Below are 14970 nucleotides of genomic sequence, written 5' to 3'. Positions count from 1 at the left end.
TATTTAAAATGTCATCAGACTGCATCCCCGTACGTCTGATAAATCCATCCTTCCTAATACTTCGAATTCCTCATCGTTTATTTTTTTTCCTAAATCATTGGTAGAAATAAAAGGACAAGATAAATAATTAGATAAATCAATAATATCAATTCCACCTATTTTATGGTTCTCTATATGTATCAAAGGATCTTCCGGATCTCTTATGTATACTTTCATCCAAGGAGGACATCTAAAAATTCCGTTTTTTTTTGCATATGCTTGAGAAAGCAATTCGGTCATTCCATATTCAGAGTGAATATTTTTTATACAAAAACCTTTCTTTAAAAGATGGTGTAATTCTTCTCGTATGATTTCTTTTCTTTTCCCCTTCATTCCTCCTGTTTCCATGAGAATCACATTATCTTTATTATATCCATCTAGAATAGTATCCCTATGAGACTCTACAAAGTCTAATAAAGAAAAACTGATTCCAAAAATTAAAATAGTTTTTTCATGATGAAGAGGAGGTATTTTTTGAAAAAAAATAAAATTACTTCCATTTTTATATGTTTTTTGGATCAAATATTTCATCATATAAATTAAAGAAGAATCCTCTCTATAGAAAGGAAACAAAGCTAAAAATTGGAATTTTTCTATGGGACCATAAAAATATTCAAATCCTTTACAAATGCTATTTCTATAAATATGCAAATCAGTTACATAATGTTTACTTTTTATTCCTGTCGTTCCAGTACTGGTAAAAATAATTTCTGGAATACTTTTTGATAGACTGCAAACACAATGGGTTTTAAAAAAAGAAATAGGAAAAAAGGGAATTTCAGAAATATTGGAAATCCGAAATGGATCAATTTTTAATAGTTGAAGATAATTTCTGTAAATATGGTTATTTCTGACTTGATAATTGAATATCTCTAAAGTTAAAGATTCAAATTCTTTTTTGGATTCTATAGAAAAAATCTTTTTTTGAAAGTTCATTTAATGATATTTAAAAATAAAAAGTATAATTCTTCTAATTTTTTAAAAAAAAACAAAAATTCTTTCCTAGATATATAAAAAATATATTGAAACTCTTTTTCAAAGGAATTTGAAAAAAAATTATAAGGAATTAAATTTATTTTTTTATTTGCTTCTTTAAGAAAAAAAATCCATATTGATAGATAAAAAAAATATTTCATCAGGCCTAAAAGACCACCAAATCCTTTATCAAAAGGTTTTACCCATGTGATTTTCAAAATTATTTCTATGATTTTTTTAGTTAAAAAAGCTATAAATATTATAAAAAAAAATGAAATTATTAGAGAAAAACCTGTAAGAAAGGGTTCTTCCTTACTGTATTTTTTTAGTAATCCTTCTGAAAAAAAGTGAAAAACATTGATTCCTTTGTATAGGAAAAAAAAACATATCATAAATACAAATAACTGGGAGAGTAATCCTTTTCTATACCCTTTATATGCACCATATAAAACGATAATTAGAATAATAATATCTGTGCCAACCATAATTTTTTACTAAAAAATGAAAAAAAAATTTATACAAAAATTTCAGATAAATTGGAATAAAGTCATTTTATATATACGAAATCATTTTTACATAGAAGGAGAAATTGATCTCATTGGGATTATTTACCTGATAGGGATTCAAGAGCTTGGGAAGGGAAAAAATATTTTTTTGAATAGAGAAGATAAAATTAATATTTTACATATTTCCATATGTAGAATATTAGAACCTTTTGGATATTATAGGTTTATTGGAAGAGACAGAGAAGGATGGCCTCATTATCTTTTGAAAAAAGATCTTCCATTTTTAAACAAAGAAGAACAATCGTTTTTAATTAAAAAAGCTATCATTCGTTATATGAGTGAAGAAAATATTCTGGAGGATATTCAGAAATCATAAGATTTTATGGATCAAAAAGTGGATCAAATAAAAAAGGAGATAAACTGTTTTCAGGCTAAGAATTCTGAAGATTTAGAAGCCTTCAGAATTAAATTTTTGGGTAAAAAAAAGGGCATTTTGACGGTTTTATTTAAAAAATTAAAAAAACTTCCTATTCCAGAAAGAAAAATTTTGGGTAAAATCATCAATGATTTAAAAAAAAAGGTTCAAAAAAAAATACAAATAGATCATTCTAAAAACTTCATCAAAGATGAAGATAAAAATTTTGATCCTACAATTCCAGGAAAATCTGTAGAAATAGGATCTATACATCCCATATCTATTATAAAAAATAGGATTATAGACGTCTTTAAAAAAATTGGATTTTCTTATGTAGAAGGACCTGAAATTGAAGATGATTGGCATAACTTTACGGCTTTAAATATCCCTATAGATCACCCATCTAGGGATATGCAGGATACCTTTTTTTTATGCAAAAATCCAGATATTGTATTGCGCACACATACTTCCTCTGTACAAATACGATATATGAAAAAAAACAGTCCTCCTTCTCGTGTTTTATCTGTCGGAAAAGTATATAGAAATGAAACGATTTCCTCTCGTTCCTATTTTATGTTTCACCAAGCAGAAGGCTTTTATATCGATAAAAAAGTATCCTTTTCAGACCTAAAACAAACTATTCATTATTTGATAACCTCTCTTTTTGGAGAAGTAAAAATTAGATTTCGTCCTTCGTATTTTCCATTTACAGAACCTAGTGCAGAAGTGGATATATATAATAATCATATAGGATGGTTAGAGATTATGGGATGTGGGATGATAGATCCACAAGTATTGAAAAACGTAAATATTGATTCAGAAATTTATTCTGGATTTGCTTTTGGGATAGGGATAGAACGTCTTGCTTTACTGATTTATCAAATTGATGACATTAGAATCTATTTTGATAATGATATTCGTTTTTTGAGACAATTTCAGAGTGATTTTTAATATTATTTGAATTCTCTTTGTCTGAATACTTCATATAAAATGATCCCACAAGCTACAGAGACATTTAAAGAGGATATCCCGTGTATAGCTGGAATTTTTGCCTTTTCGTAGGTTATTTCTAAATATTTAGGACAAATTCCATTGGATTCATTTCCAAGAATGATAGCCGTAGGACCTGAAAAATCTATTTTATACCAATAAATATTGGATTTTTCCGTAGCGGAAACAATCTTTAAACCGGACTTCATCAAATACTCTATAGTTTTCTTAATATTTTTTTCTTGACATATTGGTACTTTAAATAAAGCTCCTGAAGAAGTTTTGATAGAATCAGAGCAAATCATGGCTGTATATTTATTTGGAATAATGATAGCATCTACACCAGCACATGCAGCAGTACGAATGATAGATCCAAAGTTTCTTACATCCGTAATACGATCTAAAATGAGCAAAAGTGGGTTTTTTCCTTTTTCATAAAATATAGGAAGTAAATCTTCTATGGAATAAGTTTCTATTGGAGAGAGAAGTGCAAAAACTCCTTGATGATTTTTATTGTTCAACTGATGAAATTTATTTTTAGGAACGATATGAATGGGAATATTTTCTCTCTTGGAGAGAGAGATTAACTTTTTGTAATAAGGATTACATTTTTTTTTCCATCCTATTTGAAAAAATAACTTACTAATACTCCTTTTGGATTGAATAGCTTCTATTAAGGGATGTATTCCATAAATAATTTTTAATTTACTCATGAGATTACATGATTTTATTTTTTTAAAACTTTAAAAAAGGAATTTTTAATGAAAAATCGTATAATGTCTTTACAGAAAAAAAAGATAAAAAAGAAAAGAAAAAGATATAAGATAGTAATAATCCCAAATCCTACCACATAATTTCCAAAATAATAGGATAGAAAAAAAGATAAAGTAAGGCTTCCTGCAAAAAGGATCATTACGCCAAGTAAAAGGAAAAAAAAATTCATAAAAATTTCTGTCATGATGGCAACTACCACTTTAATCGCTTCATTTTGAAAAAATTTCAATTTTCTATTGATAAAATTTTTAATAAAAACAAACATTTTTTAGATAAAAAAATTAAGTCCCCAATTCCTCTTCGACTTTGTCCATTTTATCTTTTTTATTTTTTTTCCACTTTGCCTCAAAGTTAGATTTAATTCTATGTACTTTTTTTCCTATTTTTTTACTTATTTCTTGTAAATTATCTCTCAGCTCTTCTGTCTTTTTTCCTAGTATATTTCTAATTTTATCCTCTTTTCTTGGAGCTAAAAAAATTCCCACTATTAAGCCTGCCATTGTCCCCAAAATCACTCCCCAAAAAAAACTTCCTCCTTTTTTCATAATAACAATTTTATATTTATAATAAATTTAATCATACAATATTTACGCACAAAATTGTCTTTGTTTATTTAGAAAAATATTTTTCTCTATGTTAGATATTAAAACAAATTTTTCTCTCAAAAATTTTAATACATTTGGAATAAATGTTTATGCACATTATTTTGTAAATGTGAAAAGTATAGAAGATATCCAAAAAATTTTCTTTAAGTATCCATCCATTCCAAAATTTTTTTTGGGAAATGGAAGTAATATTCTTTTTTTAAAGAATTATTATCAAGGAATGGTAATTAAAATTGGAATCAAAGGGAAGAAAGTGATTAAGGAAAACGATAATCAAGCAGTTGTTCAAGCTTTTGCCGGAGAAAATTGGAATGAATTTGTAGGTTGGACTATAAAAAAAGGTTTCAGTGGATTAGAGAATTTATCGTTTATTCCTGGTTCGGTTGGGGCCGCTCCAATTCAAAACATTGGAGCCTATGGAGCAGAAGTAAAGGATACTTTGTTGGAAGTTCAAGTATATGAAACAAATAAGGGAAAAATGCGAATCTTCACACGAGAAGAATGTCAACTAGAATATCGTCATTCTTTTTTCAAGCAGCCACGTTACAAAAATAAATTTTTGGTTTTATCTGTTTCCTTTCTATTAAGAAAAAAGTATCACAAGTTGAACATTTATTCCATTGAGATTCAAAAAGAATTAAAAAAAATGAATATTAAAAAACCAACTATGTACGATTTAAGTAAAGCTATTCTTTACATTAGAAATAGAAAACTTCCAAACCCAAAAAAAATAGGAAATGCTGGTAGTTTTTTTATGAATCCAATAATAGGGATATTGGATTTTAAAAAATTAAAATCTAAATATCCAACTATTACAGGATATTCTATTTCTACTAATCAAGTGAAACTATCTGCTAGTTCCTTAATTGAAACTATAGGATGGAAAGGAAAAAAACAGGGGGATGTAGGTGTATATGAAAAACAACCTATAGTTTTGGTAAACTATGGAAGAGCTAGTGGAATGGATATATATTCTTTTTCAGAAAAAATAACTCAAGACATAAAAAATAAGTTGGGCCTTGTTTTATCAAGAGAAGTGCATCTCATACGATAATTTGTGAAAAAAACACTAAATAAGGAAAGCATTTACCTTTGTTTTATTTTTCTCTATTTTGTAAATAGAAAAGAAAAAAAATTTTTATGTCAATGACTTTAGAAGAAAAATCCACAGAATATATACAAAAAAAAATCAAAGAAAAACCTGAATTTGGAATAATATTATTAGGAAATCAGTTTCATCAATTGGTCCAGGAAATAAAAAATCCTATATGCATTCCTTACGAGAAAATCCCAAATTTTACAAAAGTATATGGAAAATTTATATCCGGAGATATAGAAGGGAAAAAGGTTCTATTTTTAATAGAACCTTTTTCCTCTTATTATGAGGAGGAATATACTCCTTTTCCTCTAGTAATGTGTAAAAATATAGGGATAGATAAGTTGATATTAATTAATATTTCTGGAGGAGTGAATCCAAACTACAAAACAGGAGATGTAATGTTGGTAAAAGATCATATTAATCTTTTCCCAGAAAGTCCTAATATGAAAAAATTTATGAAGAATAATTTTTTTGGAATAACAGAACCCTATGATCAAAAAATGCTTGAGATGGCAGAGAATATAGCCATGAATCACAATATTATCATACAAAAAGGTGTCTATGTAGCTTATCCTTATCCCCATTATAAAACCCCTGCAGAATATGCGATGATACGATCCATGGGTGGAGATAGTGTTGGAATGAGTAATATTGTTTCATCCGTGATTACAGCTAGGTGTATGGATTTACGAGTTTTTGCTATATCCATTATGATGGGAATGGGGTTATCTGAAGAACAAAAGGGATCTTCTGAATCCATCCATTTGATGAAATCATTTTTTCAAGAAACAGAAAAATCCATTCCTCTTTTAATATTGATTGTCAAAGAATTTATCAAACTTTGTTTTTAAGATCTATTAAACCAATTTAGAATCTCTTTTCTAGGAAATGGAAACTATTGGTAAATTATCTATCATATTTTTCGTAATTTTTACAAAAATTTTTCTTATAGAATCGTTTTGTAAAACGACAGGAATCCCTAAATCGGAAGAGACTCGTATGTCTTGTAACAGAGGAATCTCTCCAAGAAAAAAAATATTTTTTTTCTTGGAAAAATTTTTCACTCCATTTTTTCCAAATAAATAGTATTTTTCTTTGGAATCTTTTGGGATAAAAAAAGACATATTTTCTATGATTCCAAGTATGGGAACATGAATAGATTTAAGACGAAACATTCCTACAGATCTATGCACATCCGATAAAGAAATTTTCTGAGGAGTACTAACAATAACAATTCCTTTTAATGGAATTTCCTGAACAAGTGATAAATGGATGTCCCCTGTACCTGGCGGTAAATCTACAATTAGAAAATCTAACCTCCCCCAATCGGTTTCATGAATAAATTGTCTTAAGGCTTTAGTAGCCATGGGTCCCCTCCAAACAATAGCCTGTCCAGATTTTGAAAAAAAACCTAAAGATAGAATCTTTACTCCATAACTAATGATAGGATTCATGATAGAAGTTCCATTCTTCTGGATAATACAGGAAGATATTTTATTTTCTTCTAAATTGAACATTAATGGAATAGAAGGACCATAAATATCTGCATCTAATAAACCTACATGAAACCCCATTTTTACTAAAGAAACCGCAATATTAGTTGCTATTGTGGATTTTCCCACTCCTCCTTTTCCTGAAGCTATGGCTATGACATTTTTTATTTCAGTCTTTTTTTTTTCAGAAGGATCTAATTTCATTTCTATTCGTATTTTTTTATCTACATTTTGATATTTTATAGCCTGTTGGATATTTCGTTCCAATTTTTTTTTCATATGCATAGTCGGATTGGATAAGCTTATATATATTCGGATTTCCTCCTGAAATATATCTATTTTCTTGACGATTCCAGATTCCATAATATTTCTTTTATTAAGAAATACATTTTCTAATGCTTTCGTTATTTTTTTTTTCATTATTCCAGTCCTTATTTTTTCAGAAATATCTAATTTATTTTATTTTTATTAGAGGAGATATCTTTTTCTAATTTATTCTATTATTAGAGTACAAAAAAAATATTTATGTTAAAAATTCCTCATTTTCATACGAAAATTATCGTTTTTAAATGGGGTCATTTAAAAACTCGATTTTTGGAAAAATTGTTAATTCTTTCGGAAAAAGATAAAAAAAACCTTCTTTCTTTATCCGAAAAACGAAAAAAAGAATTTTTAGGAGTACGCTACGCTCTAAAATATATAGGAATAAATAGAAATGTTTTTTACAATGAAAAAAGAAAACCTTTTCTTTTTCCTCAAGAAAAGTATATTTCATTCAGTCATTCTTTTGAAAAAATAGCTATAGCCATCAGCTCCTATCATATAGGTATAGATATAGAAAAGTTACGAAAAAAAATAGTTAGAATAAAGAAAAAATTTATTAGAGAGGATGAATCTATTTTTATCCATCCAAACTACGAAATAGATTATCTACATATCATATGGGGAATTAAGGAAAGTTTATACAAATTAGAAGGAGGGATTTTCCCCAGTTTTTTAGATCGCTATAAAGTTTCTCCTTTTTGCATAAAAAAGGATTTTTGCATATCCTGTTGGATTATGAAAGATTCCTATAGTAAGAGGTTTTCTGCTTTTTACAGAAAAATAGATGACCACTACCTGGTTTATATTATAGATAGGGATGATGAAGGAATGGATTAGTATCCTTTTGTCACCTTCTCCTCATAGTAGTTGGATTCATATTCTTTTGGAATTTACGGCTGTAACATTTAGTATATTCAGTGTGGTATTTGCACAAAAAAACAACATATGGTTATATCCAATAGGAATAGTGAGTACTATTATATACAGTTATTTGACTTTCGTGACTTCTCTTTATGGAGATTTTATCATTAACATATATTATACAGGAATGAGTGGCTATGGATGGTATGTTTGGCTATTTAAAAAGGACAAAAAAAATAAAAAATTATCTATAACTTTTTCCGATAAAAAAGATTATTTCTATACACTTTTATGGTTTTTATCCACTTGTCTTTTCAGTATAACGGTTTATTTTTTCAATGGAAAACTTCAAACCCCTTTTGATTGGATAGATGTATTGACCACGGGGATTTTTTTTTCTGGAATGTATCAAATGGCTATGAAAAAAGTAGAAAATTGGATATTTTGGATGGTTGGGAACCTGATTTCCGTACCTATTTATTTTTTGAAAGGTCTCATATTAACAGGTTTTTTATTTATTTTTCTTGCCTTATTGGCTATAGAAGGTTATATTATTTGGAATCAAAAAGCACTTAATAACAAAGAAATCTATTTTTAATTATGGTTTTTTTTCATTAATTGATGAACTACTTCTTGGATATTATCATATTCGGTTTCTATTCTTTTTTTTAGATTTTTGACTCGTATTTTCTTTTTTTCTATTTCATTTTTTCCTATACTAATAGCAAATGGAATGTGATTCTCGTTTGCATACCTGAATTGTTTACTTATTTTTACGGCATTAGGATACAATTGAGTGGAAATTCCTTTCTTTCTCAAAAAATTTATCATGTTATATGCATATAAAACCTCTTCATCTCCGAAATTAATAAACAATACTTTTGAAGAACTACTAGAAATAGTTGAAAATAAATTTTCTTTTTCCATAGCTAGATATATTCTATCTAAACCCAAAGATACTCCTACGCCAGAAAGATTTTTCATTCCAAAAAAGCTAGATAATTGATCATATCTTCCTCCTCCTCCAATAGAATTTTTCATACAGGAATCCTTATTATCTTTATCTGGAAATATTTCAAATATGGGACCTGTATAATAATTCATTCCTCTAGCTAAAGAAACATTCCATTTCAATTTTGTCTTTTTTAAAGAAATATTTTTTATTTTTTGGAAGATAAAACTGAGATCTTTTATTCCTTTTTTTCCTCTTTCAGAGGATTGGAAAGCGACAGTTAAAGATTCTATTTTTTTTGAAAAATTTTCTTTCATATCAAAAAAACATGCTATTTTTTCAAAAGAATTCGAGGAAATTCCTTTACGAAGCATTTCTTTTTTTACTATATTTCTTCCTTTCTTCTCCCATTTATCTAAAGAGGTCGTAAAATCTTTCCATAAATGATTTTCTATTCCAGAAATTTCTACTAATCCTCCCAAAATATCTCGATGATTAATATTGATAATTATAGGAAAATTTAATTCTGTAAATATTTCATCACAAAGTTGGATGAACTCAACTTCTTGCCATAAAGAAGATAAGGAATAGGTCCCAATCATATCCGCATCACACTGATAAAATTCTCTAAATCTTTCTTTTTGTGGTTTATCTGCACGCCAGACTGGTTGTATTTGATATCTTTTAAAAGGAAAAACAATTTCATTTCTATGCATAACTACATAGCGAACAAAAGGAATCGTTAAATCATATCTAAGAGCTTTATTGGATATATGTTTTATAAAATACTGATTATTAAAAACAGGATTTTCTTTTTTTTTTCTCAAAAAATCTCCTGAATGAAGCAACTTAAACATTAAGTAGTCACCTTCTTCTCCATATTTTCCCATAAGAGTAGAAATTTTTTCAAAAGAAGGGGTTTCTATGGGAGAAAAACCAAAAAGTTCAAATTTATTTCGAATAATTTGAATTAAATAGTTTCTTTTATTCATCTCCATGGATGAAAAATCTCTGGTTCCTTTGGGAATACTAGGATGTTCCATACCTAACTAAACTAAGGTTCATAATTATTAATTAAGGTCCTCATTTTGATTATTTTCTTTTTTTAGCATATGAGTACGTTTCATATTATTTTTCAATACTTTTTCTTCGGAAGAAATAGGAAGATCAAAATTATCTTCTAACATATATTTTTTTTCTACTGTAGTATTGGTAGTATGATTAATAGCTTGATTAAAAACATTTTTCCTTTGATTGAAGGACAAGTTTCCCTTAGAAGAAGTAGTTCTTCTTAAACCACTTTTATGAGTTTTTTCTTTAGAAGGAAGAGGTTCAATTCGTCTTGAATAAGAATGAATTCCCTCTATTTTCGTTAATTTTTGTTTATAAGGTTCTTCTAACCTATGAAATATTTTTTTTTCTTCATGATTAATAGCCCTTTGAACTTCTGTTGGAAATCCAGTTGCTACTATAGTCACTGAAATACTTTCTTCCAAACTTTCGTCTTCCCCTATCCCCATTATAATATTAGCATTATTACCTGCCTCTGCTTGTATATAATCACTGATGATTCCGATTTCATCTATGGTAATTTCGATTCTTCCTGAAACAATAAGTAAAAGAACATTTTTAGCCCCTGTTATCTTGTTATCATTCAATAATGGAGAATCTAAGGCTTGTCCCACTGCATCTTTAGCTCTATTTTCTCCAACAGAAATAGCGGATCCCATAACCGCTGTTCCGCTTTCTTTAAGAACTGTTCTGGTATCTCTTAAATCTATATTTTGTTTATAATGGTGAGTGATCACTTCTGCAATTCCCTTAGCTGCAGTAGTAAGAACTTCATCTGCTTTTGCAAACCCAGCTTTAAATCCAAGATTTCCATACAATTCCCTTAATTTATCATTATTAATAACAATGAGAGAATCCACATTTTTCCTTAATGCTTCTATTCCTTTTTGAGCTTGTTGTAATCTCATTTTTCCTTCGAAATGAAATGGAATAGTGACAATTCCTACAGTAAGAATTCCTTTTTCTTTAGAAATACCTGCAATAATTGGAGCTGCTCCGGTTCCCGTTCCTCCTCCCATTCCTGCCGTAATAAAGGTCATTTTTGTATTAGAATCTAAAATACTTTTAATTTCTTCTAGACTTTCTAAGGCAGCTTTTTCTCCTATTTCTGGATCCGCTCCAGCACCTAATCCTTCTGTAATAGAAGCTCCTAATTGAATTTTTACTGGAACTGGATTATTATTTAAGGCTTGTGCATCGGTATTACACGCTATAAAGTCTACTCCCGTAATCCCTTGTTCAAACATATAACTTAAAGCATTACTTCCACCACCTCCTACACCAATAACTTTTATAGCAGCTGAACGATTTTTAGAAAATCCAAATGGAACGTTTTCTTTTTTTTGCATTATAAAATTTTCTTTTTTCATTGTTTATTATTCTGTATCATTCAGTATTTGACGAAACTTATCTGCCCAAATTTCAAAAAAAGATTTAGATTTATTTTTTTTCTTCTTTTTTAAAGAATCCTCATTCTCATAATATGTTTCCTTATTGAATCTACGATTTTTATTATTATATAATTGGGTTGAGAATAATTCTGAAGGATTATTTTCCTCATATCTAGACCCCATTTCTGTACAAAAATATTTTTTCTGATCCTCAAGTCCCTTTATAACTAAACCTATAGACGTTGCGTATTCTGGATTACTTATCATGCCGTTTTCTCCTCCAGCAATATGTTCATTAGAATAACCTATACGTACATCCATTCCAGTAATATATTCTGTTAAAGGACGAATGTGTTTTAGTTGAGATCCGCCTCCTGTCATCACGATTCCTGCTATAAGTCGTTTTTTTTGTTCATCATTTCCATAATATTTTATTTCTATATTGACTTGTTCTAAAATTTCACATACCCTAGTATGAATAATTTGAGAAAGACGTTTCAAGGAAATTTCCTTAGGGTCACGACCTCTTAATCCAGGAATGCAAACAATTTCTGTTTCTTTATTTTCTCCAGGCCATGCAGATCCAAATTTTATTTTGAGTAATTCGGCTTGTCGTTCAATAATTAAACAATCCGTTTTAATATTTTCCGTGATCACATTTCCTCCAAAAGGAATGACGGCAGTGTGACGAATAATATTGTCTTTAAATATAGCAATATCCGTAGTCCCTCCTCCTATGTCTACTAATGCGACACCGGCTTCCCTTTCTTCCGGATTTAATACAGCCTCTGCAGAGGCTAAAGGCTCTAAAGTCATTCCAGATAAATTCAATCCTGCAGCTTTTACACATCTTCCAATATTTCTAATCGAAGAAATTTGTCCTACAACTACATGAAAATTAGCTTCTAAACGACTTCCATACATTCCTATAGGTTCTCCTATTTCTGATTGACTATCGACTTTATATTCTTGTGGAAGAACATGAATGATTTCTTCTCCTGGAAGCATAACTAGTTTATGGACTTGATCTATTAATTTTTGTATATCTTTCTGATTAATCACATTTTCGAAATCTAATCGAGTAATATAATCATTATGTTGTAGGCTTCTAATATGTTGTCCAGCAATACCAACAATAACTTCTTTTATTTTTAATCCTGAACTTCGTTCAGCCTCAGATACGGCTTCTCGAATAGATTCAATAGTCTGAGTAATATTGTTGACAACACCTCTATGTACACCTGTACTTTTAGATCTACCTATGCCTAAAATCTCAATTTTATTATATTCATTTCTCCTTCCTACCATAGCTACAATCTTCGTGGTCCCCACATCAAGACCAATAGCTATATCTTGATATTCCATAGACTTATCTTTTTTTTGCGACCACTTGGTCCTTATATTGTAAATCAATACTTTGATATTGATTCATATCGATTTTATTTAGATACTGCTTATAAAAAGCTTTTAATTTATTCAATTTACTTTTAAAATCTTTGATATTTCCTAATATAATATGATGATTTCCTATTTTAGGAATCAAAACAAATAAGTTAGGAACCGTTTTTTTTATACTAATAATTTGGTTTTTTAAGAATTCATCCGAATTTATAGTTTGGACTAAATCAGCTAAATGTTTTTTTTCTTCCTTTGAAAAAGATCCTTTTGCTAAAAGAACTTTGGAAGAATAAATAGAAGAAAGTTCTAAATTTTCCGCTTCTTTAGTAAGATAATATTCTTTATTTCCATTTTTTATTCTTAAAATAGGTTCTTTTTGCAAAATTTTAATATTCAGAGTCCCATCTACACTAAGAAATACTTCCGATTTTTTTATAAAAGGGTAATTATTTAATTTTTTTTCCATTGTGAATATACATAATTGACCGATTTTTTTTTCAATTTTTTCTATTTTTAGAAGTTTATTAATAATTTCTTCATTTACAAAATGATCCTTAGATAAGGGATCCATGATGATATTGATTTTTTTCAAGTTCCTATTTTTATGTGTTTTTTGAGAAGAATAAAAAAAGAATATCATAAAAATCATATATAATAATAAAATAGAAATAAAGACTGTTTTCTTTTTTCTCATTTATCCATATCGTTTATATAACCATTTTTTGATAGGAATGATCAAGGTATCAATATTTCCCGCTCCTATTGTAAGTAGAATGTCAAAATTTTTTTTTTCAATTTTTTCTAAAACTTTGGATAAGGGGGCCAATTCTTTATTTTTAGAATTCATTTTTATTTTATCTAATAAACTATTAGAACTAACTCCCTTAATTGGGAATTCCCTAGCTGGATAAATATCTAATAAAATTAAAAGGTCCAATTTTTCTAAACTTTTGGCAAAATCTTCTTCAAAGAATTTAGTCCTACTAAATAAATGGGGTTGAAATATTCCTAATATCTTTTTATCCGGAAAACATGTTCTTATAGTGCTAATTAAGGCGTTTATTTCTGTCGGATGATGGGCATAATCATCTATATATATTTTTTTTCTAGATTTATAATGGATGGAGTACCTTCTTTTAATCCCTTTAAATAAAAATAAGGATCTTCGAACATCTTTCTCTTTTATTTTCAAATAGTCAGATATAGCTAAAGCCGCCGTGACATTTTTTAAATTATGTAAACCTGGAATAGGTAATAGAAGAGATTTCCAGGTTTCTTTCGGAGTATGAAAATCAAAAAACCATTGATTTTCTTTTATCAAAAGATGATTGGAATAATAATTCTCTTCTTTTTCTACAGAATAATAGATAGCATTTTTAAACGGAAAAGATTCCTCTTTCTTTTTACTAAGGAATAGTTTTTTATATGGACTTTTTATTTTTTTTGAAAAATCTATATAAGCCTGTATCAAGGCTTCTTTTTTTGGATAAGTATCTACATGATCTTGATCTAAACACGTAATACATGCTATATTCGGAGATAAATGTAAAAAAGAGTGGTCAAATTCATCTGCTTCTACCAAGAAAATTTCCGTTCCAGGATTCAAAATAAGATTAGATTGATAATTTTCAGATATTCCTCCTAAAAAAGCCGTAACCTTTTTTCCAGTACTATGTAAGATATGTCCTAATAAAATACAAGTAGTGGTTTTTCCATGTGTTCCTCCTATAGCTATACAAATTTTATTTTCTGTAATTAAAGCTAATACCTGAGAACGTTTTTTTATATTTTTTCCATATTTTTTCAGAAACCTCCATTGTTTATGATTATCTGGAATAGCAGGGGTATAAACAATTAAACATCGTGTAGAATGGATCCATTCAGGCAAAAATTCTGTACTATCATGATAGTTTATCAATACGCCCTCTTTTTCTAATTTTTTTGTGATAAGGGTTCTATATCTATCATATCCAGAAACTTTTTTTCCCATGTAATGAAAATATAGAGCTAAGGAACTCATTCCAATTCCTCCTATTCCTAGAAAATAAAAAGACTCAATTTGATTTAGATTCATAAA

At 28.3% G+C, this 14970-nt stretch carries 16 protein-coding genes; 6 read left to right on the top strand and 10 right to left on the bottom strand.

The genetic code is table 11. The features are described from left to right. Positions 1 to 3: 3 nt before the first annotated feature. Together BPLAN_RS01370 and BPLAN_RS01365 are read right to left on the bottom strand one after the other, a co-directional pair. Entirely contained in the window at positions 4 to 975 is a 972-nt protein-coding gene (locus tag BPLAN_RS01370; protein WP_012821426.1) for a LuxE family acyl-protein synthetase/acyl-CoA reductase, read from the bottom strand. After that, on the bottom strand, positions 972 to 1499 hold the full coding sequence (locus BPLAN_RS01365) for a CvpA family protein (RefSeq protein WP_012821746.1): 528 nt from the start codon (positions 1497 to 1499) through the stop codon (positions 972 to 974). The genes BPLAN_RS01370 and BPLAN_RS01365 overlap by 4 nt, the downstream gene beginning before the upstream one ends. A gap of 16 nt (positions 1500 to 1515) precedes the next feature. Between BPLAN_RS01365 and BPLAN_RS01360 the strand changes: the two genes are divergently transcribed. Both BPLAN_RS01360 and pheS read left to right on the top strand, forming a co-directional pair. Continuing rightward, positions 1516 to 1896 carry a hypothetical protein gene (locus tag BPLAN_RS01360; RefSeq protein ID WP_012821425.1) on the top strand — a complete coding sequence of 127 codons (381 nt, stop codon included), beginning with the start codon at positions 1516 to 1518 and terminating at the stop codon, positions 1894 to 1896. Positions 1897 to 1902: 6 nt separating this feature from the next. After that, positions 1903 to 2886 carry a phenylalanine--tRNA ligase subunit alpha gene (pheS, locus tag BPLAN_RS01355; protein ID WP_012821424.1) on the top strand — a complete coding sequence of 328 codons (984 nt, stop codon included), beginning with the start codon at positions 1903 to 1905 and terminating at the stop codon, positions 2884 to 2886. A 2-nt stretch (positions 2887 to 2888) separates the two neighbouring features. Here pheS and rlmB read toward each other — a convergent pair whose 3' ends face one another. Continuing rightward, positions 2889 to 3638 (bottom strand): 23S rRNA (guanosine(2251)-2'-O)-methyltransferase RlmB, encoded by a 750-nt coding sequence (rlmB, locus tag BPLAN_RS01350; RefSeq protein ID WP_012821423.1) that lies wholly within the window; start codon positions 3636 to 3638, stop codon positions 2889 to 2891. Positions 3639 to 3980: 342 nt separating this feature from the next. Beyond that, positions 3981 to 4244 carry a YtxH domain-containing protein gene (locus BPLAN_RS01340; RefSeq protein ID WP_012821422.1) on the bottom strand — a complete coding sequence of 88 codons (264 nt, stop codon included), beginning with the start codon at positions 4242 to 4244 and terminating at the stop codon, positions 3981 to 3983. An 88-nt stretch (positions 4245 to 4332) separates the two neighbouring features. On the opposite strand from BPLAN_RS01340, the gene murB reads away from it, so the two are divergent. Both murB and BPLAN_RS01330 read left to right on the top strand, forming a co-directional pair. After that, on the top strand, positions 4333 to 5358 hold the full coding sequence (murB, locus tag BPLAN_RS01335; protein WP_012821421.1) for a UDP-N-acetylmuramate dehydrogenase: 1026 nt from the start codon (positions 4333 to 4335) through the stop codon (positions 5356 to 5358). Positions 5359 to 5444: 86 nt separating this feature from the next. Further along, the gene (locus BPLAN_RS01330) at positions 5445 to 6254 is read left to right on the top strand and encodes a purine-nucleoside phosphorylase (RefSeq protein ID WP_238523125.1); all 810 of its coding nucleotides are present in this window, start codon (positions 5445 to 5447) and stop codon (positions 6252 to 6254) included. Positions 6255 to 6284: 30 nt separating this feature from the next. Here BPLAN_RS01330 and BPLAN_RS01325 read toward each other — a convergent pair whose 3' ends face one another. Beyond that, positions 6285 to 7316, bottom strand: coding sequence for an Mrp/NBP35 family ATP-binding protein (locus tag BPLAN_RS01325; RefSeq protein ID WP_012821419.1), 1032 nt, complete (start codon positions 7314 to 7316; stop codon positions 6285 to 6287). Between the two features lie 105 nt (positions 7317 to 7421). Here BPLAN_RS01325 and BPLAN_RS01320 point away from each other — a divergent pair, with 105 nt between their 5' ends. Next, positions 7422 to 8057, top strand: a complete 636-nt coding sequence (locus BPLAN_RS01320; RefSeq protein WP_012821418.1) for a 4'-phosphopantetheinyl transferase superfamily protein — start codon at positions 7422 to 7424, stop codon at positions 8055 to 8057. Next, a complete protein-coding gene (gene pnuC / locus BPLAN_RS01315) occupies positions 8041 to 8679 on the top strand; it encodes a nicotinamide riboside transporter PnuC (RefSeq protein WP_012821417.1) in 639 nt (212 codons plus the stop codon). The genes BPLAN_RS01320 and pnuC overlap by 17 nt, the downstream gene beginning before the upstream one ends. Here pnuC and hisS read toward each other — a convergent pair. The 5 genes from hisS to murC form a co-directional block, all read right to left on the bottom strand. Beyond that, positions 8676 to 10076, bottom strand: a complete 1401-nt coding sequence (gene hisS / locus BPLAN_RS01310) for a histidine--tRNA ligase (RefSeq protein WP_012821416.1) — start codon at positions 10074 to 10076, stop codon at positions 8676 to 8678. The genes pnuC and hisS overlap by 4 nt on opposite strands. A 27-nt stretch (positions 10077 to 10103) precedes the next feature. Continuing rightward, positions 10104 to 11474 (bottom strand): cell division protein FtsZ, encoded by a 1371-nt coding sequence (gene ftsZ / locus BPLAN_RS01305; protein ID WP_012821415.1) that lies wholly within the window; start codon positions 11472 to 11474, stop codon positions 10104 to 10106. Positions 11475 to 11480: 6 nt separating this feature from the next. Continuing rightward, positions 11481 to 12860 carry a cell division protein FtsA gene (gene ftsA, locus BPLAN_RS01300; protein ID WP_012821414.1) on the bottom strand — a complete coding sequence of 460 codons (1380 nt, stop codon included), beginning with the start codon at positions 12858 to 12860 and terminating at the stop codon, positions 11481 to 11483. 4 nt (positions 12861 to 12864) lie between these two features. Continuing rightward, positions 12865 to 13464 carry a cell division protein FtsQ/DivIB gene (locus BPLAN_RS01295; protein ID WP_238523124.1) on the bottom strand — a complete coding sequence of 200 codons (600 nt, stop codon included), beginning with the start codon at positions 13462 to 13464 and terminating at the stop codon, positions 12865 to 12867. Positions 13465 to 13587: 123 nt separating this feature from the next. After that, positions 13588 to 14967, bottom strand: a complete 1380-nt coding sequence (murC, locus tag BPLAN_RS01290) for a UDP-N-acetylmuramate--L-alanine ligase (RefSeq protein WP_012821412.1) — start codon at positions 14965 to 14967, stop codon at positions 13588 to 13590. Positions 14968 to 14970 lie beyond the last annotated feature (3 nt).

This window comes from Blattabacterium sp. (Periplaneta americana) str. BPLAN (assembly GCF_000093165.1).
Taxonomy (GTDB): Bacteria; Bacteroidota; Bacteroidia; order Flavobacteriales; family Blattabacteriaceae; genus Blattabacterium.
The sequence above is the reverse complement of the archived record's forward strand: the minus strand, read 5'-3'. Positions and strand labels throughout refer to the sequence as shown.